At 73.6% G+C, this 18,896-nt stretch carries 17 protein-coding genes and 1 pseudogene; 10 read left to right on the top strand and 8 right to left on the bottom strand.

Annotated elements, in window-relative coordinates; genetic code table 11:
* Nucleotides 1-69 precede the first annotated feature (69 nt).
* The 4 genes from ACFZP7_RS10450 to ACFZP7_RS10465 all read right to left on the bottom strand — a co-directional run bounded on the left by ACFZP7_RS10450 (nt 70) and on the right by ACFZP7_RS10465 (nt 3,176).
* Nucleotides 70-756, bottom strand: a complete 687-nt coding sequence (locus ACFZP7_RS10450) for a response regulator transcription factor (protein ID WP_019327918.1) — start codon at nt 754-756, stop codon at nt 70-72.
* Nucleotides 753-1,994, bottom strand: a complete 1,242-nt coding sequence (locus ACFZP7_RS10455) for a sensor histidine kinase (protein ID WP_385634280.1) — start codon at nt 1,992-1,994, stop codon at nt 753-755. Before ACFZP7_RS10455 ends, ACFZP7_RS10450 begins: the two co-directional genes overlap by 4 nt.
* Before the next feature lie 85 nt (nt 1,995-2,079).
* The gene (locus ACFZP7_RS10460) at nt 2,080-2,364 is read right to left on the bottom strand and encodes a PspA-associated protein PspAA (RefSeq protein WP_019327916.1); all 285 of its coding nucleotides are present in this window, start codon (nt 2,362-2,364) and stop codon (nt 2,080-2,082) included.
* A 20-nt stretch (nt 2,365-2,384) separates the two neighbouring features.
* Nucleotides 2,385-3,176, bottom strand: coding sequence for a PspA/IM30 family protein (locus tag ACFZP7_RS10465; RefSeq protein ID WP_261698842.1), 792 nt, complete (start codon nt 3,174-3,176; stop codon nt 2,385-2,387).
* Between the two features lie 188 nt (nt 3,177-3,364).
* Between ACFZP7_RS10465 and ACFZP7_RS10470 the strand changes: the two genes are divergently transcribed.
* The 3 genes and pseudogenes from ACFZP7_RS10470 to ACFZP7_RS10480 all read left to right on the top strand — a co-directional run bounded on the left by ACFZP7_RS10470 (nt 3,365) and on the right by ACFZP7_RS10480 (nt 6,021).
* The gene (locus tag ACFZP7_RS10470) at nt 3,365-4,087 is read left to right on the top strand and encodes a DUF3043 domain-containing protein (protein WP_078495035.1); all 723 of its coding nucleotides are present in this window, start codon (nt 3,365-3,367) and stop codon (nt 4,085-4,087) included.
* An 83-nt stretch (nt 4,088-4,170) separates the two neighbouring features.
* Nucleotides 4,171-4,871, top strand: a pseudogene (locus ACFZP7_RS10475) (class I SAM-dependent methyltransferase).
* A gap of 73 nt (nt 4,872-4,944) precedes the next feature.
* Nucleotides 4,945-6,021 carry a S1C family serine protease gene (locus ACFZP7_RS10480; protein WP_125772286.1) on the top strand — a complete coding sequence of 359 codons (1,077 nt, stop codon included), beginning with the start codon at nt 4,945-4,947 and terminating at the stop codon, nt 6,019-6,021.
* Between the two features lie 34 nt (nt 6,022-6,055).
* Here ACFZP7_RS10480 and ACFZP7_RS10485 read toward each other — a convergent pair whose 3' ends face one another.
* Nucleotides 6,056-6,286: a hypothetical protein gene (locus ACFZP7_RS10485; RefSeq protein WP_019327911.1), complete on the bottom strand. Its 231-nt coding sequence runs from the start codon at nt 6,284-6,286 to the stop codon at nt 6,056-6,058.
* 171 nt (nt 6,287-6,457) lie between these two features.
* On the opposite strand from ACFZP7_RS10485, the gene ACFZP7_RS10490 reads away from it, so the two are divergent.
* Nucleotides 6,458-7,657 carry a bifunctional adenosylcobinamide kinase/adenosylcobinamide-phosphate guanylyltransferase gene (locus ACFZP7_RS10490; RefSeq protein WP_385634281.1) on the top strand — a complete coding sequence of 400 codons (1,200 nt, stop codon included), beginning with the start codon at nt 6,458-6,460 and terminating at the stop codon, nt 7,655-7,657.
* Here the strand turns inward: ACFZP7_RS10490 and ACFZP7_RS10495 are convergent.
* Nucleotides 7,646-8,386, bottom strand: a complete 741-nt coding sequence (locus ACFZP7_RS10495) for a methyltransferase domain-containing protein (RefSeq protein ID WP_385634282.1) — start codon at nt 8,384-8,386, stop codon at nt 7,646-7,648. The genes ACFZP7_RS10490 and ACFZP7_RS10495 overlap by 12 nt on opposite strands.
* A 150-nt stretch (nt 8,387-8,536) precedes the next feature.
* Between ACFZP7_RS10495 and cobT the strand changes: the two genes are divergently transcribed.
* The gene (gene cobT / locus ACFZP7_RS10500) at nt 8,537-9,610 is read left to right on the top strand and encodes a nicotinate-nucleotide--dimethylbenzimidazole phosphoribosyltransferase (RefSeq protein ID WP_046251278.1); all 1,074 of its coding nucleotides are present in this window, start codon (nt 8,537-8,539) and stop codon (nt 9,608-9,610) included.
* Nucleotides 9,611-10,007: 397 nt separating this feature from the next.
* On the opposite strand, the gene ACFZP7_RS10505 is transcribed toward cobT, so the two are convergent.
* On the bottom strand, nt 10,008-10,745 hold the full coding sequence (locus ACFZP7_RS10505) for a hypothetical protein (RefSeq protein ID WP_385634283.1): 738 nt from the start codon (nt 10,743-10,745) through the stop codon (nt 10,008-10,010).
* An 80-nt stretch (nt 10,746-10,825) separates the two neighbouring features.
* On the opposite strand from ACFZP7_RS10505, the gene ACFZP7_RS10510 reads away from it, so the two are divergent.
* The gene (locus tag ACFZP7_RS10510; protein ID WP_385634284.1) at nt 10,826-11,608 is read left to right on the top strand and encodes an adenosylcobinamide-GDP ribazoletransferase; all 783 of its coding nucleotides are present in this window, start codon (nt 10,826-10,828) and stop codon (nt 11,606-11,608) included.
* Nucleotides 11,609-11,610: 2 nt separating this feature from the next.
* Here ACFZP7_RS10510 and ACFZP7_RS10515 read toward each other — a convergent pair whose 3' ends face one another.
* Nucleotides 11,611-12,396 carry an endo alpha-1,4 polygalactosaminidase gene (locus ACFZP7_RS10515; protein WP_385634285.1) on the bottom strand — a complete coding sequence of 262 codons (786 nt, stop codon included), beginning with the start codon at nt 12,394-12,396 and terminating at the stop codon, nt 11,611-11,613.
* Nucleotides 12,397-12,639: 243 nt separating this feature from the next.
* On the opposite strand from ACFZP7_RS10515, the gene ACFZP7_RS10520 reads away from it, so the two are divergent.
* The 4 genes from ACFZP7_RS10520 to ACFZP7_RS10535 all read left to right on the top strand — a co-directional run bounded on the left by ACFZP7_RS10520 (nt 12,640) and on the right by ACFZP7_RS10535 (nt 18,551).
* Nucleotides 12,640-14,166 carry a leucyl aminopeptidase gene (locus ACFZP7_RS10520; protein ID WP_127444140.1) on the top strand — a complete coding sequence of 509 codons (1,527 nt, stop codon included), beginning with the start codon at nt 12,640-12,642 and terminating at the stop codon, nt 14,164-14,166.
* 285 nt (nt 14,167-14,451) lie between these two features.
* Nucleotides 14,452-15,840, top strand: coding sequence for a dihydrolipoyl dehydrogenase (gene lpdA, locus ACFZP7_RS10525; protein ID WP_019326113.1), 1,389 nt, complete (start codon nt 14,452-14,454; stop codon nt 15,838-15,840).
* Between the two features lie 64 nt (nt 15,841-15,904).
* Nucleotides 15,905-17,695 carry a 2-oxoglutarate dehydrogenase, E2 component, dihydrolipoamide succinyltransferase gene (gene sucB, locus ACFZP7_RS10530; RefSeq protein WP_030977158.1) on the top strand — a complete coding sequence of 597 codons (1,791 nt, stop codon included), beginning with the start codon at nt 15,905-15,907 and terminating at the stop codon, nt 17,693-17,695.
* Nucleotides 17,696-17,927: 232 nt separating this feature from the next.
* Nucleotides 17,928-18,551: a GntR family transcriptional regulator gene (locus tag ACFZP7_RS10535; protein WP_019326115.1), complete on the top strand. Its 624-nt coding sequence runs from the start codon at nt 17,928-17,930 to the stop codon at nt 18,549-18,551.
* The last annotated feature ends 345 nt before the right edge of the window (nt 18,552-18,896 follow it).

Consider the following 18,896-nt stretch of genomic DNA (forward strand, 5'->3'; position numbering starts at 1 on the left):
GGTTCCCTAGGCCCCAGGTCCATTTCCTTATCCGGCGCATACTCCGGCCGCAGTACGCCCGGCTCCGGGTCACTCCACCCTTGGACGTACCAGCCCGGTCTCGTAGGCGATGACGACCAGTTGGGCGCGGTCGCGGGCGCCCAGCTTGGCCATCGCCCGGTTCACGTGCGTCTTCACGGTGAGCGGGCTGACCTCCAGCCGCTCGGCGATCTCGTCGTTGGACAGTCCCCCGGCGACCTGGACCAGCACCTCGCGCTCGCGCACGGTCAGCGACTCCAGCCGCTCGGCGCGCGCCGGGTCGCGCTCGGCGCCGTCCCCCGTGCCCTCCTGGGCGAGGAAGCGGGCGATCAGCCCCTTGGTGGCGGCCGGCGACAGCAGCGCCTCGCCGCCCGCCGCGACGCGGATCGCGCTGAGCAGTTCATCGGGCTCGGAGCCCTTGCCGAGGAAGCCGGAGGCGCCCGCCCGCAGGGACTGCACCACGTAGTCGTCGACCTCGAAGGTGGTCAGTATGACCACCCGGACGTGGGCGAGTGACGGGTCGGCGCTGATCATGCGGGTGGCGGCGAGGCCGTCCGTGCCGGGCATCCGGATGTCCATCAGCACCACGTCCGCACGCTGCTCGGCGGCGAGCCGGGCCGCCTCCGCGCCGTCGGACGCCTCCCCCACCACCTCCATGTCGGGCTCGGAGTCGACCAGCACCCGGAAGGCGCTGCGCAGCAACGCCTGGTCGTCGGCGAGCAGGACACGGATCGTCATACGGGGTCCTCGGTGGCGTCGGTGGCGGCATCGGTGCGGCACTTGACCGGAAGGATCGCATGGACGCGGAAACCGCCCCCGTAGCGGGGACCGGTGGTCAGGGTGCCGCGCACCGCGGCGACCCGCTCGCGCATGCCGAGCAGGCCGTGGCCGCCGCCGGGCGGCGCGGCGGTCTCGGCGGTGCTGCCGCCGGCCCCGTCGTCGAGCACGGTGACCTCGATGTCCGGTCCCACCCGCACCACGCTGACCTCGGCCCTCGCCTGCGTCCCCGCGTGCTTCTGCACATTGGTCAGGGCCTCCTGGATGATGCGGTACGCGGCCAGGTCGACGGCGGTGGGCAGGTCGGTGCCCTGGTCGGTGCGGGCCACCTCGACGTGGAGTCCGGCGTGGCGGAAGGTGGCGACGAGTTCGTCGAGGCGGTCCAGGCCCGGGGCCGGTTCGGTCGGGGCCTCCGGGTCGCCGGACTGGCGGAGCAGGCCGACGGTGGCGCGCAGTTCGTCGAGCGCGGAGCGGCTGGCCGTCCGTACGTGGGCCAGGGCCTCCTTGGCCTGGTCGGGCCGCTTGTCCATGACGTGGGCGGCGACCCCGGCCTGCACGTTGACCAGCGCGATGTGGTGGGCGACCACGTCGTGCAGGTCGCGGGCGATGCGCAGCCGCTCCTCGGCGACCCGTCGGCGGGCCTCCTCCTCCCGGGTGCGCTCGGCCTTCTCGGCCCGGTCCCGGATGGCCTGGACGAAGGCGCGCCGGCTGCGGACCGCGTCCCCGGCGCTGGCGCCGATGCCGGTCCAGGCGAAGACGGCGAGGTTCTCCTGCGCGTACCAGGGCAGCGGCCCGGCCAGCATGGCGGCGCCGGTCAGCACGGTCATGGTGAGCAGGCCGACCCGCCAGGTGGTGGGGCGGTCGGTGGAGGCGGCGACCGTGTAGAGGGCGACCACGGCGGCCATGACGACGGGGGCGCGGGGATCGCCCGTGACGCTCTCGACCACGGAGACGCCGCCGGTGACCGCGAGGACCGCCAGCGGGGCCCGGCGGCGGAAGACGAGCGCGGCGGCGCCGGCGGCCATCAGGGCGAGGCTGAGCGCGTCGGGGGTCCGCAGGCCCCAGCTGACGCCCTCGGGCCCGTGCGGGTCCACGAAGGAGCCGGCGACCATGCACACCAGCACGGCCGCGGCGAGAGCCGTGTCCAGGGCGGAGGGGTGGGCGCCGAGGGTGCAGCGGGCGCGGGCGAGGGTGCGCATGGTTTTTTACGGTAGCCGGAGTGGGCACCCGTTCCGGATGGGCCCGCGTGCGGTCGGCGTCCGTCAGGCTCCGCCGACCGATGTGTCACCCGCCGTCCGGAATGAGGCCGTCGTCGCTCAGCAGCTCCCGAACCTCCTCCAGCGTCGCGTCCGGGGACGGGAGGATGAGGTCGGACGGCTCCAGGGAGTCGTCCGGCAGCGGCTCCCCCAGCTCCCGCACCTTGGCCAGGAGGGCCTGGAGGGTCGCGCGGAAACCGGGGCCGTCGCCGTTCTCCATCTCGGCCTGGAGTTCGTCGTCCAGCTTGTTCAGCTCGGCGAGCCGGCCGTCGGCCAGCGTCACCTGTCCCTCCCCCATGATCCTTACGATCATGTCGCCCTCCTAGGCGTGGCCTACTGCTTGTCGAAGCGCGGGGTGTCCTGCGGCTGCTGCCGGTCCTGCTGCTGGCCCTGGCCCTGACCGCCCTCGAGGGCCTGTCGGTCCGAGGTCGATCCGCCGGCCAGCTCGGCCTTCATCCGCTGCAGCTCCAGCTCTACATCCGTACCACCGGAGAGCCGGTCCAGCTCGGCCTGGATGTCGTCCTTGTGCATGCCGGACTGGTCGTCCAGGGCACCGGAGGCGAGCAGTTCGTCGATGGCGCCGGCCCGGGCCTGGAGCTGGGCGGTCTTGTCCTCGGCGCGCTGGATGGCCAGGCCCACGTCGCCCATCTCCTCGGAGATGCCGGAGAACGCCTCGCCGATGCGGGTCTGCGCCTGGGCGGCGGTGTAGGTGGCCTTGATGGTCTCCTTCTTGGTGCGGAAGGCGTCCACCTTGGCCTGGAGCCGCTGGGCCGCGAGGGTGAGCTTCTCCTCCTCGCCCTGGAGGGTGGCGTGCTGGGTCTCCAGGTCGGTCACCTGCTGCTGGAGCGCGGCGCGCCGGGACAGCGCCTCGCGGGCCAGGTCCTCACGGCCCAGCGCCAGCGCCTTGCGGCCCTGGTCCTCCAGCTTCGACGACTGGGACTGGAGCTGATTGAGCTGGAGCTCCAGGCGCTTGCGGCTGGTCGCCACGTCGGCGACGCCGCGGCGCACCTTCTGGAGCAGCTCGAGCTGCTTCTGGTACGAGTAATCGAGGGTCTCGCGCGGGTCCTCGGCCCGGTCCAGGGCCTTGTTGGCCTTCGCGCGGAAGATCATCCCCATACGCTTCATGACACCGCTCATGGGCTTCGCGCGCCCCCTTCTGACCGACTCCAGCTCCAGCGACTGCAACAGAACCCACAGTACGGGCCCTGCATCCATTACCGCACTGTTCGGGGACGGATGCGCTCATCCCCAAGGACGACTGCGTACGCTCCCGGTCCGGCGTAGGGAGTAGGTGCTCCCCGGGGTTGTCCGCAATGCCCCGGTGTCCGGGGCGGTGCGCAACGTCCCCTCTGTCCCCCTTACAGACGACCGGCGTTGCCGGATCGTTCCCCACCGGGCTGGGGCCCACACCCCCGCACCCCGTACCCTTGGGTTTTGTGTTCCGTAGCCGTGCCAAGGATGAGAAGGCCCAGAGCGCCGTCAGCGCGCCGGTGACCGACTCCAAGCAGCCCCGTGACCCGCAGGCCCCCAAGGGCAGGCCGACGCCCAAGCGCAGCGTGGCCCAGTCCCAGCGCCGCAGCGTGTCCAATACGCCGATGACGCGCAAGGAGGCGGCCAAGCGCCAGCGCGAGGAGCGCCGGACCGCGCTGGCCAAGCAGCGCGAGGCGCTGGCCAGCGGGGACGAGCGGTACCTCCCGGCCCGCGACAAGGGCCCGGTCCGCAAGTACGCGCGCGACTTCATCGACTCCCGGTTCAACATCGCGGAGTACTTCCTGCCGATGGCCGTGATCATCCTCGTGCTGAGCATGATCCGGGTCGCCTCGCTGCAGAACATCGCGCTGCTGCTGTGGCTGGTCGTGATCGTGCTGATCGTGCTCGACTCGATCGTCACCGGCTTCCGGCTGAAGAAGCGCCTCGCCGAGCGCTTCCCCGACGACCGCAGGCGCGGCGCGGTGGCCTACGCGCTGATGCGCTCGCTCCAGATGCGCCGGCTCCGGCTGCCCAAGCCCCAGGTCAAGCGCGGGGAGCGGCCCTGAGCACGACGCCGTTCGCCGGGGGCGCCGCGGATGCCTGGCTGGACAAGCTGGGGGGTCTGCGGGACGTCGTACGGCAGGAGCTGGTGGCCCGGCAGCTCGACGAGCAGATAGTCGGCCGCTTCCCGGTGGGCAAGCGGCTGCGGGTCCTCGACGTCGGCATGGGGCAGGGCACCCAGGCGCTGCGGCTGGCACGGGCCGGGCACCAGGTGACCGGCCTGGAGCGGGACGCGACGATGATCGCCGCGGCGCGGGACGCGCTGGCCGGGCAGCCCGAGGGCATCCGGGAGCGGATGCGGATCGTCGAGGGCGACGGCCGGGACACCGGCGTGCACTTCCTGCCGGGCAGCTTCGACGTGGTGCTGTGCCACGGCGTGCTCATGTACGTGGAGGAGCCCGACCCGCTGCTCGCGGGGCTGGCCCGGATGCTCGCCCCGGGCGGACTGCTCTCCCTCCTGGTGCGCAACGGCGACGCGCTCGCGCTGCGCCCGGCCTGTACGGCGACTGGGCGGGCGCCCTGGCCGCCTTCGACACCGTCCAGTACACCAACCGCCTCGGCCTGCACGTCCGCGCGGACCGGCTGTCGACGCTGACGGCGAAGCTGGCCGGCATCGGCGCCCCGCTGCACACCTGGTACGGCGTCCGGGTCTTCACGGACACGGCCCCCGACGGCGCCGCGCCCCCGGACGACCTGGAGACCCTGCTGGCCGCCGAGGAGCGGGCCGGCCGCACCGACCCGTACCGCGGTGTCGCGGCGCTCCTGCACCTGTGCGGGGTCCGGGGCTAGGCCCTCCCTTCCGGGCGCCCGTTCGGGTGCCCACCGGGAGCCGGAGCCCCGCCCCGCGGTGAGACTCGTGGGCATGGACGCCTCCCGCACCCGTCTGCCCCGGCCGCTCGCCCCGGCCGCCCTGCTGGCCTGCGCGCTGCTCCTGCTCACCGGCTGCACGGGCTCCGCCCCCGGCTCCCGCGCCGGGCAGCAGGGCGACACGGCGCAGGCCGCCGCGCCCGCCGCGGCCAACGATCTGCAGGCCGACTACCAGCGGGTGATCGACGACGTCCTCCCGTCGGTCGTGCAGATCCAGGCGGGCGACTCCCTGGGCTCCGGCGTCGTGTACGACGACGAGGGACACGTCGTCACCAACGCGCACGTGGTCGGCGACGGCCGGTCCTTCCGGGTGACCACCGCCCGGACCGAGGAGGCCCTGACCGCCCGACTCGTCTCCTCCTACCCCGAGCAGGACCTCGCCGTCCTCAAGCTGGACCGGCTGCCCGAGGGCATGAAGGCGGCCCGCTTCGGGGACTCGTCGAAGGCCGAGGTCGGTCAGATCGTGCTGGCGATGGGCTCGCCGCTCGGCCTCTCCTCCAGCGTGACGCAGGGCATCGTGTCGGCGGTCGGACGGACCGTCACCGAGGGCCGCGAGGGCGGCGGAACGGGCGCGACCATCGGCAACATGGTGCAGACGTCGGCGGCCATCAACCCCGGCAACAGCGGCGGCGCCCTGGTGAACCTCGACAGCGAGGTGATCGGCATCCCGACGCTCGCCGCGACCGACCCGGGTCTCGGCGACAGCGCGGCGCCCGGCATCGGGTTCGCCATCCCGGCGTCGATGGTGAGGACGGTCGCCGACCAGATCATCAGGGACGGCCGGGTGACCGACTCGGGCCGCGCGGCGCTCGGTGTCACCGCCCGCACGGTCGTCGACGACGGCTACCGGCCCGCGGGCGTGGCCGTCGTCGAGGTGAGCGACGGCGGGGCCGCCGACGACGCGGGACTGCGGCCCGGCGACGTCATCGTGCGGCTGGGCGACACGGACATCACCACGATCACCTCGCTGGCCGAGGCACTGGCGTCGATGCGGCCGGGCGACCGGACGAAGGTGACGTACACCCGGGACGGCGACGAGCGCACCGCCGAGGTGACGCTGGGCGAACAGTGAGGGGCGGGGGCCGGCCGGCCCCCGCCCGCACCGCTCAGTCCTCCGCCGGCTCCTGGGCCTCCTCGGCGTGCAGGCTCATCGGCCCGTAGATCTCGGTGGAGTCCTCGAACAGCCGCACCTGGTCCGTGCCGCCCTCCTTGAGGTCCTTCCAGTGCTCCCCGATCCAGGACTCGGCGTCCCCTTGCGTGGTGAACTCCTCGGGCTGCACCGCGGGCTGGACCTCCGTCCCGTCGGCCGCCTCGAACCGCCACGTCCATGCCGCCATGTACGCCTCCAAGATGTGAGCACATGCAGAGCGGAAGCCGGATCTTGGTCCGGCCTCCGCCCGCAGCCTATGCGCTGAGCCGTTCGCGTCGTAGCAGGCCCAAAGGACTGCCCCCGCCCCATAGGGGGTCTCGGGCGCGCACACCACTGCCCCACCGGGGAAAATCGGGGCGTGGACGTGACTCTGCTCGGCACCGGTGCCCCCGCGGGACTCCCCCGCCCCGACTGTCCCTGCGCGGCCTGTGCCGCCGCGCAGGGCGAGAACGCGCGCGCGGCGACCGCGCTGCTGGTGGACGGAGCCCTGCTGCTGGACCTCACCCCGGGTGCCGCGTTCGCCGCCGCACGCGCCGGGCACTCCCTGACCGGCGTACGCCAGGTGCTGCTGTCGCACCCGCACGACGGCCCGGCGCTGGAGGTGCCGGCCGGTCTGCCGCAGCCGAGCCGGGTGCCGGACGGCCGGGAGCTGGCGCTGCTGACCGGACACCGGATGCGGGCGGTCGCGATGGACGCGCCGGGCACCGGGTACGCCGTGACCGGCCCGGACGGACAGCGTCTCCTCTACCTGCCCCCGGGCGGCGCTCCGGCCGGCCTGGAGGAGCCCGCCGAGCCGTACGACATGGTCCTGACGGACGTCGTGGGCCGTCCGGACGCCCTGGCGAGGCTGCGCGGGGCGGGCGCGGTGGGCGCCACCACGGACGTGGTCGCCGTCCATCTGGGGCACGACGTGCCGCCGGGCCGGGAACTCGCCCGCCGGCTCGCCGCGGCCGGGGCACGGGCCGTGCCGGACGGGACCACGCTGGTGGTGGGCGCGTACGAGGACGTGCCCGACGTACCGCGCCGCACCCTGGTGCTGGGCGGCGCCCGCTCGGGCAAGTCGGTGGAGGCCGAACGCCGGCTGGAGTCCTTCCCGGAGGTGCTGTACGTCGCGACCGGCGGCACCAGGGGCGGGGACACCGAGTGGGCGGACCGGGTCCGCACCCACCGCGAGCGACGCCCGGGCTCCTGGCGCACGGTCGAGACCTGTGATCTGGTCCCCCTCCTCAAGGACGACGGAGCGCCCCTCCTCATCGACTGCCTGTCCCTGTGGCTGACGGACGCGATGGACGCGGTGGGCGCCTGGGACGACGCGGAGTGGGCCGACGGCGGCGAACGGGCCCTGCGCGACCGGGTGCGGGACCTGACGGAGGCGGTACGCGCCACCCGGCGCACGGTGGTCGCCGTGTCGAACGAGGTCGGCTCGGGCATCGTCCCGGCCACGGCCTCCGGGCGCCGCTACCGGGACGAACTCGGCCGCCTCAACGCCGCCTTCGCGCACGAGTGCGAACAGGTGCTGCTGGTGGTGGCGGGCCAGGCCCTCGTCCTACGCGGCTGAGACGGCGCCCTTGCGCGCGATGACGCGCCGGCTCCGCGGCCCGGTGAGCACCGTGCAGCCCAGCGCGGCCAGTTCACCGCGCACGCCGGCCGGGAGGGCGAGCAGCCGCCGCGGGTCCGCCACGTCGACGAGCAGATGACCGCCCGGCCGCAGCACGTGCAGCGCGGCCCGCAGTTCGGCACGCGGGTCCGGGACCCGTTCCAGTTGCTGGAAGAGGCTCACCACGTCGTAGCGGCACCGCAGCCGGGCCTGGATGTGCGGGTCCGTCAGCCGGCCGACGAACGCCTCCTCGATCCGCTCGACGGCACGGGCCCGCAGCACCCGGTGGGTGGGGTCGAGACCGTCGAAGGAGGTGTACGGGAAGCAGGCCCGCGCGGCGTGGGGGAAGTCGGCGTCCCCGGTGCCGACGTCCAGCCAGCCCTCGGGTTCCGGGCAGCGGCGGCGCATCGCGCGGGCGGCCAGCCGGTGCCGGAGGGCAAAGCAGGCCCGGACGACCGGGTGGCCGGGGCCGGAGTCGAGCGGCGGGTTGCGGAAGCCGTGCCCGCACTCCAGGCAGCGTTCGAGGACGGACCGACCGGGAGCGGCCCGGCGCGGGTCCTGCCCGAACAGTCGGGAACGCAGCCGCCGGGACCCGCACCAGGGGCAGTCCGCGCGGTGCGGACCGTACCGGGGGACGGGCGGCACCGCGGGCACGGGAGGGGGCGCCGAGGGGGCGGGGGGTGCGGACATGGGCGGCTCCCGACGCGCTGAGAAAGCGGCAACGACAATTCAGGCAAAACGTTACGTAGGTGATCGCCGCCCGGGGCGCAACGACGCCGCCCGGGCGCGGTGCGTACGGGCCGTCCGTGGTGTTCGATCCCGCCCGGTACTGTTCGGCGAATGAGCTCGCTGAATCTCGACGACTTCACCGATCTGATCGAGCGCCCCGACGGCGGGATGCGCCGCGACGCCGAGGCGCGCCGTGCGCGTCAGGTCGTCCCGCCCGGGTCGCTGGGGCGCCTGGACGACCTGGGCGAGTGGCTGGCCGCGGCACGGTCCGTCGTACCGGTGCGGCCGGTCGAGCACCCCCGGGTGGTGCTCTTCGCCGGTGATCACAAGGTGGCCGAGCTGGGCGTCTCGGCACGGCCCGCGGGCAGTGCGGCCGAGCTGGTGCGCGACGTCGTCGAGGGCGGGCGGCCCGTGTCGGTGCTCGCCCGGCGTCTCGGCGTACCGGTGCGGGTCGTCGACATGGCCCTGGACTGCGACCCGCAGTCGCTCCCCGCGGAGGTCACGGCGCACCGGGTGCGGCGCGGCGCCGGACGCATCGACGTCGAGGACGCGCTGACCCTGGAGGAGGCGGAGGCCGCCTTCCGGGCCGGGATGGCGGTGGCCGACGAGGAGGCCGACTCCGGTACGGATCTGGTGGTACTGGGCGACGTGAGCGTGGGCGGCACGACGGCGGCGGGCGTGCTGGTCGCCGCGCTGTGCGGCACGGACGCGTCGGTCGTCACCGGGCGGGGCGGGCTGGCGATCGACGACCTGGCCTGGATGCGCAAGTGCGCGGCGATCCGGGACGCGCTGCGCCGTGCCCGGCCGGTCCTCGGGGACCAGCTCCAGCTGCTCGCGACGGTGGGCGGCGCGGACCTGGCCGCGATGACGGGCTTCCTGCTGCAGAGCGCGGTACGGAAGACGCCGGTGATCCTGGACGGGGTCGTGACGGCCGCGTGCGCGCTGGTCGGGCAGCGGGTCGCCTTCCGGGCCCCGGACTGGTGGCTGGCGGCGCACGACAGCGGGGAGCCGGCCCAGGCCAAGGCGCTGGACCGGATGGCCATGGAGCCGCTGCTGTCCCAGGGGCTGACGGTGGGTGAGGGGGCGGGGGGTCTGCTGGCGCTCCCCCTGGTACAGGCCGCGGCGGCCCTGTCCGCGGAGCTGCCGGAGCTCTCCGACGGGGGCGAGGAGGAGAACGACGCCTGAGGCCACCCGGCGAGGGTGCGGGCCGGGGGGCGTCGCGCGGCCCGGCGTAGCGGGGTGCCGCTGCGCCCACCCGTGCCGCCCCAGCGGCACGACTGCCCGCAGCTGGGTGGGATGACCGCCCGCAGCTCAGGCCGCATGGCGGGGTAGCCGCGTACGGCGGGGAGGGGACGTGTCGGGGGGTGTCCGCCCGCAGAGGTTGGCGCGTCAACGCCCCCGGCTTCTGTGGCCGACCGATTCCGCGCCGTTCCGAGGACGGACACCCCCCGGCACGGCCCCGCACCACCACCCACCGCACGCGCTACGCGCACCCCCACCGAACCCGCACCGGCGCCGCAGGCACCCCCACCCACGAACCCGCACAGGCCGCCGCAGGCACCCCCGCGCAACCGCCGGAGGCCTACGCGTTGGGACGCCCCCCGATCCAGTCCTGCACCGCACGGCGCGGCCCGGACCAGCGGCGGTCGTGGCGGTAGGCCCGCAGGTGGGCCTTGGCCCGGGCGTGCGGCCGGCGGCCGTAGAAGCGGCGGGCCCAGAAGGAGCCCGGCCGGGCCAGGCGGACCGCGCCGATCAGGGCGACGAACGGCACGATCACCCCGAAGACCGCGAGCCGCGTCTTGCCCTTCGCCAGGGCCAGGAGCGAGAGGACGAAGTTCCCCGCGACGGTCGCGATGACGTTGGCCCGGTCCCGCAGCTCGTCCTGCGTCATGCCGTCCACCCCGAACGGGGTGAAGCCGGCGAGGAGGAGGCCGACCAGCGCGGCGGTGACCACCACGACCTCCACGCTCTTGCGCCCCGCCTCCGTCCAGTACACGTCGTCGAGGTGCAGGATCAGCGCGAACTCGTCCAGGACCAGGCCCGCCCCGACCCCGAAGACCACCGCGGCGAGCGCGGAGCCGACCCCGTGCCGGCCCCCGGCGACGGCGGCGAAGCCGCCCACCACGGTGAGGACGACCCCGGGGACCACGTGGTGCACGTGCACTCCGCCCGCCCGGACGTTGCCGAAGGGCCCCTTGCCCGCCCGGATGAGCCGGGTGACCACCCTCGTGATCACGAACGTCAGCGTGAAGGCCGCCAGGGCGAGGAGCAGCGGCAGCTTCCCGGGTTCCATGATGTTGCGCTGCCACCAATCTCCCATATGCGCACTTTATCCCCGGCCACCCCTGGTCACCCCCGGTCGCCGCCGACGCCCGCACGACCGCCGGGTAGTCTGCGCCGGTGCTCAGGACCCCCTCCCCCGACGGCCTCCGCTTCGCCTTCGGCACCCTCACCGTCTTCCCGGTCGAGGTGACCCGCTGGGACCGCGAGGCGGCGCGCGCCGGCATGCTGTGCGCCCCGCTGGCCGGCCTCGCCGTCGGTGTCACGGCCGCCGCGGCCGGGCTCCTGCTGCTGCTCCTCGGCGCGGGCGCCCTGCTCGCCGCCGTCGCCACCGCCGCCGTGCCCGCCGTGCTCACCCGCGGTCTGCACCTGGACGGGCTGGCCGACACCGCGGACGGACTCGGCAGCGGCAAGCCCGCCGAGGACGCGCTGCGGATCATGAAGCAGTCGGACATCGGCCCCTTCGGCGTGCTCACCCTGGTCTTCGCCCTGCTGGCCCAAGTGGCCGCGCTGGCGCAGGTCTACGACGCGTCCTGGGCGCACGGCGCGCTCGCCGCCGTGGTCTCGGCGACCGCCGCCCGGCTGGCACTGACCCTCGCCGCCCGCACCGGAGTGCCCGCCGCCCGCCCGGAGGGGCTGGGGGCGGCGGTCGCGGGGGTGGTGCCGACGGGCGCCGCCGCGACGGTCACCGCCGTCGTCGCGGCGTCGGCGGCCGGGGCCGGCGCGTTCCTCGGGGCGTACGACGCGGTCCGCACGGCGCTCGCCGTGCTGTGCGCCGTCGCCGTCGCCGAACTCCTCCTGCGCCACTGCGTCCGCCGCTTCGGCGGGGTCACCGGCGACGTCTTCGGCGCGGTGGCGGAGACGGCGGCCACCACCGCCCTCGTCGTGCTGGTCCTCGGCTGACCTCAGCAGGCCTCCCGCCACACCCCCAGCTCGTACTTCTTCCGCATCGAACTCAGCCCCAGCTCCCGCGACTCGGCGCAGAACCGCTCGGTCGGCAGCTCGTACTCGACGTGGAAGACCGCCTTGTCCGCGTCGACGAACGGCCGGTTGTCGGCGCACTCGCCGTACTGGGCGCACTGCTCGTTGACCGCGAAGTCGAAGTCGTCGACCAGCTCCGGGATCTGGTCCAGGTCGTTCTTGAGGCCGACGGCCATGCCCCGGTCGTGGGCGAGCCTCGCGATCAGCCGGTTGTAGCGGAGCTGGTCGTCGGCGGTGAGCGGGAAGCCGGTCTCGTTCTTGTAGCCGTCCATGTTGTCCGGCTCGACCGCGTCGAAGCCCTTGTCCCGGCACATGTCGATCCGCTCGGCCATCAGCGGCTCGAGGACGTCCGTCGCGCGGATGTCCAACCACCGCTCGCCCTCCCAGCCGTTGCCCTCGCCCAGCACCGACTGCGGGAAACGGTCCGCGTCGGGGCGGAAGTCCTCCCAGGCACCGGTGGAGAGGTAGCAGATGACCTTGCGGCCGTCCTCGTGCAGCCCGGCGACCGTGGCCCCGGTGTGGTCGAAGCCGTCGATGTCGTAGACCGGCACGTCGACCGAGGTGTCCAGCTTGCCGCTGAGCTGCCACTGCCAGGCGGTGCCGGGACGCGGCTGCCAGTGACCGGCACCGTCCCGCCCGTCGTCGGGAGAGGCCGAGGAGCAGCCCGCGAGCAGCAGGAGCAGGGCTGTCAGCAGGACCGGGCGTCTCATGGGGCGTGCTCCAGGTGTGGGATCCGCGGGCTTCCCGTAATGATCTCGTACGCCCCCGGCGGCGTGACAAACACGGGGCGCGGGAGGGAACGGGCGGGAACGCGAGCGTAGGCTCGTGCCGGGTGTTTGCCTGCCCAGGTAAGGACCGCATCGCAGGAGGGATCTAGGGTCGGTTGTCGGGCCCGGTCGACCCACCCGCATTCGGCCGTACAGGACTTCATACGGAAGCGAGAATTCACCACCGTGACTGCTCTCACTCTCTCCACCGCCGCGGCGCCCGGCCTGCGGGCCGACGCGATCGTGATCGGTGTCGCCAAGGGCGCCAAGGGACCGGTCGTCGCACCGGGCGCCGAGGCCGTGGACAAGGCGTACGACGGCCGGCTCGCCGGCGTCCTGGAGACCCTCGGTGCCTCCGGCGCCGAGGGCGAGGTGACGAAGCTGCCCGCGCCGTCCGGCTTCAAGGCACCCGTCGTGGTGGCGGTGGGCCTGGGCGCCGAGCCCGAGAAGGACGCCGGTTTCGACGCCGAGGCGCTGCGCCGGGCCGCCGGTACGGCCGCCCGCGCGCTCGCCGGCTCCAAGAAGGCCGCGTTCGCCCTGCCGCTCGCCGAGGCCGCCGACGCCGGCGCCGTCGGTGAGGGCGTGCTGCTCGGCGCGTACTCCTTCGACGCCTACAAGGAGAACGGCAAGGACGCGAAGGCCAGGAGCGGCAAGGCGCCGCTCGCCGAGGCCGCGCTGCTGGGCGGCAAGCCCCGCGACAAGGCGTACAAGGCGGCGATCGAGCGTGCCGCGGCCGTCGCCGAGGAGCTGAACCGCGCCCGCGACCTGGTCAACACCCCGCCGAACGACCTGAACCCCGAGGCGTTCGCGGCGGTGGCGCAGGCCGCCGCCAAGGAGCACGGCATCAAGGTGCAGGTGCTCGACGAGAAGGCGCTCGTCAAGGGCGGCTACGGCGGCATCCTGGGCGTCGGCTCCGGTTCGGCGTCCGGCCCGCGGCTGGTGAAGCTGTCGTACACCTCGTCCAAGGCGACGAAGTCGCTCGCCTTCGTCGGCAAGGGCATCACCTACGACTCGGGCGGCATCTCCCTGAAGCCGGCCGGGCACAACGAGACGATGAAGTGCGACATGGCCGGCGCCGCCGCCGTGTTCGCCGCGGTCGTCGCCGCCGCGCGCCTGGGCCTTGAGGTCAACGTGACCGGCTGGCTGGCGCTGGCCGAGAACATGCCGTCGGGCTCCGCCACCCGCCCGGGTGACGTGCTGCGCATGTACAGCGGCAAGACGGTGGAGGTGCTGAACACCGACGCCGAGGGCCGGCTGGTGCTCGCCGACGCGCTGTGGGCCGCCTCGCAGGAGAAGCCGGACGCGATCATCGACGTGGCGACCCTGACCGGCGCCATGATGGTGGCGCTGGGCAGCCGGACGTACGGCGTCATGGCGAACGACGACGCCTTCCGCACCGCGGTCCACGAGGCGGCGGAGGAGGTCGGCGAGCCGGCGTGGCCGATGCCGCTGCCGGAGCACCTGCGCAAGGGCATGGACTCGGCGACGGCGGACATCGCCAACATGGGCGAGCGGATGGGCGGCGGCCTGGTGGCCGGTCTGTTCCTGCGCGAGTTCGTGGGCGAGGGGATCGCCTGGGCGCACCTGGACATCGCGGGTCCGGCGTTCAACGAGGGCGGACCGTTCGGGTACACGCCGAAGGGCGGTACGGGTACGGCGGTGCGGACCCTGGTGCGGGTCGCCGAGCTGGCGGCCGCGGGGGATCTGGGCTAGGGACTCCCACCGGACCGGGGGTGCGGGTGATCGCGCGGCCGCGGGTCGGTCGCGGCCCGTCGCGCCGTCGCCCGCGCCCCCGGGGACGTCTCCCCCGCCTTCGCTACGAGTGAACGTGGGGCGTCTCACACACCGGCCCCACGTCTCGTCGGCCCTCCACAAGTGCGAAGATGGGGCTCGGCAGGACAGGGCCCCACCTAAGGGCCGAGAACAAAGAGCGGCCGGACACCAGCCGCCGACCGGTCACTGGAGACCGGCGTGGCGCACATGCATGGAGGACGTGACGTGGCGAACGACGCCAGCACCGTTTTCGACCTAGTGATCCTCGGCGGTGGCAGCGGTGGTTACGCCGCGGCCCTGCGCGGGGCGCAGCTGGGCCTGGACGTCGCCCTGATCGAGAAGGACAAGGTCGGCGGTACCTGCCTGCACAAGGGGTGCATCCCCACCAAGGCCCTGCTGCACGCGGGCGAGATCGCCGACCAGGCCCGCGAGAGCGAGCAGTTCGGCGTGAAGGCCACGTTCGAGGGCATCGACGTGGCCGCCGTGCACAAGTACAAGGACGACGTGATCTCGGGCCTGTACAAGGGTCTGCAGGGTCTGATCGCCTCGCGCAAGGTGACCTACATCGAGGGTGAGGGCCGGCTGTCCTCCCCCACCTCCGTAGATGTGAACGGCCAGCGGATCCAGGGCCGCCACGTCCTGCTGGCGACCGGCTCCGTGCCGAAGTCGCTGCCGGGCCTGGACATCGACGGCAACCGGATCATCTCCTCCGACCACGCCCTCGTCCTGGACCGCGTGCCGAAGTCCGCGATCATCCTGGGCGGCGGCGTCATCGGCGTCGAGTTCGCCTCCGCGTGGAAGTCCTTCGGCACCGACGTCACGATCATCGAGGGCCTCAAGCACCTCGTGCCGGTCGAGGACGAGAACAGCTCCAAGCTGCTGGAGCGCGCCTTCCGCAAGCGGGGCATCAAGTTCAACCTGGGCACCTTCTTCGAGAAGGCGGAGTACACCCAGGACGGCGTCAAGGTCACCCTCGCCGACGGCAAGGAGTTCGAGGCCGAGGTCCTGCTCGTCGCCATCGGCCGCGGCCCGGTCTCGCAGGGCCTGGGCTACGAGGAGGCCGGGGTCGCGATGGACCGCGGCTACGTCCTGGTCGACGAGTACATGCGGACCAACGTCCCGACCATCTCCGCCGTCGGTGACCTCGTCCCGACCCTCCAGCTCGCGCACGTCGGCTTCGCCGAGGGCATGCTGGTGGCGGAGCGGCTGGCCGGTCTGAAGACCGTCCCGGTCGACTACGACGGCGTGCCGCGGGTGACGTACTGCCACCCGGAGGTCGCCTCCGTCGGCATCACCGAGGCCAAGGCCAAGGAGATCTACGGTGCGGACAAGGTCGTCGCCCTGAAGTACAACCTGGCGGGCAACGGCAAGAGCAAGATCCTCAAGACCGCGGGCGAGATCAAGCTCGTCCAGGTCAAGGACGGTGCCGTGGTCGGCGTCCACATGGTCGGCGACCGCATGGGCGAGCAGGTCGGCGAGGCCCAGCTGATCTACAACTGGGAGGCGCTGCCGGCCGAGGTGGCCCAGCTCGTCCACGCCCACCCCACGCAGAACGAGGCGCTCGGCGAGGCCCACCTGGCCCTGGCCGGCAAGCCCCTGCACTCCCACGACTGACCTCCCTCGGTCACTGGGCGCGACGACACAGACTTCCGCAATTTCGTAAGGAGCAACCGAAACCATGGCGGTTTCCGTAACCCTTCCGGCGCTCGGCGAGAGCGTCACCGAGGGCACCGTCACCCGTTGGCTGAAGGCCGAGGGTGAGCGTGTCGAGGCCGACGAGCCGCTGCTCGAGGTCTCGACCGACAAGGTCGACACCGAGATCCCGGCCCCCGCCTCCGGCGTGCTGTCCTCCATCAAGGTCGCCGAGGACGAGACCGTCGAGGTCGGCGCCGAGCTGGCGCTGATCGACGACGGCTCCGGCGCCCCGGCCGCCGAGCAGGCCCCGCAGGCCGAGCAGGTCGCCGAGCCGGCCCCCGAGCCCGCCCCGGCCGCCCCCTCCACCGAGCAGGCCGCCCCGGCGCCCGCTCCCACCGCCGAGGCTTCCGCCGGCGGCGGCTCCGCCGAGGGCACGGACGTGGTCCTGCCCGCGCTCGGCGAGTCCGTCACCGAGGGCACCGTCACCCGCTGGCTGAAGTCGGTGGGCGACAGCGTCGAGGCCGACGAGCCGCTGCTCGAGGTGTCCACCGACAAGGTCGACACCGAGATCCCCGCCCCCGCCTCCGGCACCCTGCTGGAGATCGTGGTCGGCGAGGACGAGACCGCCGAGGTCGGCGCCAAGCTCGCCGTCATCGGCGAGGCGGGCGCCGCTCCGGCGGCCGCCCCGGCCCAGGAGGCCCCGGCCGCCCCCGCGCAGCCCGAGCCCGCCCAGGCCCCGGCTCCGCAGCAGGCCGCCCCGGCCCAGCAGGCCCCGGCCGCTCCGGCTCCGCAGGCCCCGTCGGCCCCGGCTCCGCAGCAGCAGACCGCCCCGGCGCCCGACCCGGCCCCCTCCGCCCCGGCGCCCGCGCCGGCCCCGGCCGCCCCGGCCGCCGCCCAGCCGGTGGACGACGGCGCCTACGTCACCCCGCTGGTGCGCAAGCTCGCCGCCGAGAACGGCGTCGACCTGTCCACCGTCAAGGGCACCGGCGTCGGCGGCCGCATCCGCAAGCAGGACGTCATCGCCGCCGCCGAGGCCGCGAAGGCCGCCGCTCCGGCGCCCGCCGCCGCCCCGGCCGCCCCCGCGAAGAAGGCCCCCTCCCTGGAGGCCTCCCCGCTGCGCGGCCAGACCGTCAAGATGCCCCGCATCCGCAAGGTCATCGGCGACAACATGGTCAAGGCCCTGCACGAGCAGGCGCAGCTGTCGTCGGTCGTCGAGGTCGACGTCACCCGTCTGATGAAGCTGCGCGCCCGCGCCAAGGACGCGTTCGCGGCCCGCGAGGGCGTCAAGCTCTCGCCGATGCCGTTCTTCGTCAAGGCCGCGGCCCAGGCGCTGAAGGCGCACGCGCCGATCAACGCCAAGATCAACGAGGCCGAGGGGACCATCACCTACTTCGACACCGAGAACATCGGTATCGCGGTGGACTCCGAGAAGGGCCTGATGACCCCGGTCATCAAGAACGCCGGTGACCTCAACCTGGCCGGCATCGCCAAGGCGACCGCCGACCTGGCGGGCAAGGTCCGGGCCAGCAAGATCAGCCCGGACGAGCTGGCCGGCGCCACCTTCACCATCTCCAACACCGGTTCGCGCGGCGCGCTGTTCGACACGATCATCGTGCCGCCGGGCCAGGTCGCCATCCTCGGCATCGGTGCCACGGTCAAGCGTCCGGCCGTCATCGAGACGGAGGACGGCCCGGTCATCGGCGTCCGCGACATGACGTACCTGACCCTGTCCTACGACCACCGCCTGGTGGACGGCGCCGACGCCGCCCGCTACCTGACGGCGGTCAAGGCGATCCTGGAGGCGGGCGAGTTCGAGGTCGAGCTCGGCCTGTAATCCCCCTGCCCGTGGGCCTGTACGGTGCCCCCGCCCGGAGCTTCCGGGGCGGGGGCACCGTCGTGTTTCCGGACCGGGTCGCCGCCGCGCGCCGTGCGGGGCACGCTGTGTAAGTCTCGTCTCACCTGCGTAAAAGCGCCCCCGTGCGCCCTTCCCGCCCGCCGCGTCGGCCGTATTGTCTAAGCGTCGAACGCCCCCGGGGTCCGAAGGGGACCCTTCCGAAGGAGCTCTCATGACCGCGCCCGTCGTCCACTCGCTGCGCGAACAGATCCGCGAGCACATCCTGGAAGGGATCATCAGCGGGCGCTGGCAGCCGGGCGAGCGGATCGTGGAGCGGCGGATCGCCACGGAGCTGGAGGTCAGCCAGACCCCGGTCCGCGAGGCGCTGCGCGAGCTGGAGTCGCTGCGGCTGATCGAGTCCGCGCCCAACAAGGGCGTGCGGGTGCGCAACCTGACCGCCGCCGACCTGGAGGAGAGCTACCCGGTCCGGGCCGGCCTGGAGGCGATCGCGGCGGAGCTGGCGGCGGAGCGGCTGGCCGAGGACTGCTCGGCCCTCGAACCGCACGTCGCCGCGTTGTACGAGGCCGACCGGGCGTCCGACGGGACGGCCCAGGTGCGGCACACGGTGGGGTTCCACCGGGAGCTGGTGCGGGCGGCGGGCAACTCGGTGCTGCTGCACACCTGGGAGGGGCTGGGCATCGAGGTGTTCACGGCGCTGTCGATACGGTGGCTGGGGACGGTGCAGCAGTCGTACGCGGAGGAGCACGAGGAGCTGGTGGCCGCCTTCCGTCGCCGCGACCCACGCATCCCGGAGATCGTCAAGGCCCACGTCCTCGGCTGCGCTCCCCGGGCCTGAGTTTTTCGCCCCGCCGCCCCGTCCCGTCCGCCCTTCGCCCCGTTCCCCGCGCCCCGTTCAGGGGGCGCGGGGAACGGCGCGTTCGGCCCCGGAGCACCCGCGGACGCCCTCTCGCCCCGCCCCCGGGCTCATCCGCGCCCACCCCGCCTCACCTGCACAGATCCTCGACTCCAAGGTCACCCCGTGCCACCGCCGGAGGCACCCCGTGCCGACTTTCTCGTGATCAAGAGGTTTTGCCCCTCAACCCTTTGATCGATCATCGATCAGGGAGTTACAGTCACCAACGGGCTTCCACCAGAGCCCCAGCCCTGTCCTGCCAAAGACCTAGGGCACCCCCGAACCCTT

Origin of the sequence: Streptomyces sp. SudanB5_2050 (assembly GCF_964272335.1) — a bacterium.
In the GTDB taxonomy this organism is placed as follows: domain Bacteria; phylum Actinomycetota; class Actinomycetes; order Streptomycetales; family Streptomycetaceae; genus Streptomyces; species Streptomyces rochei.

What these genes read in the sequence shown, in the direction of transcription:
- ACFZP7_RS10465 (WP_261698842.1), bottom strand. Translation starts at nt 3,176, where the DNA reads ATGAAGCGTATGGGGATGATCTTCCGCGCGAAGGCCAACAAGGCCCTG.
- ACFZP7_RS10495 (WP_385634282.1), bottom strand. Translation starts at nt 8,386, where the DNA reads ATGTCCGCACCCCCCGCCCCCTCGGCGCCCCCTCCCGTGCCCGCGGTG.
- ACFZP7_RS10505 (WP_385634283.1), bottom strand. Translation starts at nt 10,745, where the DNA reads ATGGGAGATTGGTGGCAGCGCAACATCATGGAACCCGGGAAGCTGCCG.
- ACFZP7_RS10470 (WP_078495035.1), top strand. Translation starts at nt 3,365, where the DNA reads ATGCCCCGGTGTCCGGGGCGGTGCGCAACGTCCCCTCTGTCCCCCTTA.
- ACFZP7_RS10535 (WP_019326115.1), top strand. Translation starts at nt 17,928, where the DNA reads ATGACCGCGCCCGTCGTCCACTCGCTGCGCGAACAGATCCGCGAGCAC.
- cobT (WP_046251278.1), top strand. Translation starts at nt 8,537, where the DNA reads ATGAGCTCGCTGAATCTCGACGACTTCACCGATCTGATCGAGCGCCCC.
- ACFZP7_RS10485 (WP_019327911.1), bottom strand. Translation starts at nt 6,286, where the DNA reads ATGGCGGCATGGACGTGGCGGTTCGAGGCGGCCGACGGGACGGAGGTC.
- ACFZP7_RS10515 (WP_385634285.1), bottom strand. Translation starts at nt 12,396, where the DNA reads ATGAGACGCCCGGTCCTGCTGACAGCCCTGCTCCTGCTGCTCGCGGGC.
- ACFZP7_RS10450 (WP_019327918.1), bottom strand. Translation starts at nt 756, where the DNA reads ATGACGATCCGTGTCCTGCTCGCCGACGACCAGGCGTTGCTGCGCAGC.
- sucB (WP_030977158.1), top strand. Translation starts at nt 15,905, where the DNA reads ATGGCGGTTTCCGTAACCCTTCCGGCGCTCGGCGAGAGCGTCACCGAG.
- ACFZP7_RS10460 (WP_019327916.1), bottom strand. Translation starts at nt 2,364, where the DNA reads ATGATCGTAAGGATCATGGGGGAGGGACAGGTGACGCTGGCCGACGGC.
- ACFZP7_RS10480 (WP_125772286.1), top strand. Translation starts at nt 4,945, where the DNA reads ATGGACGCCTCCCGCACCCGTCTGCCCCGGCCGCTCGCCCCGGCCGCC.
- ACFZP7_RS10455 (WP_385634280.1), bottom strand. Translation starts at nt 1,994, where the DNA reads ATGCGCACCCTCGCCCGCGCCCGCTGCACCCTCGGCGCCCACCCCTCC.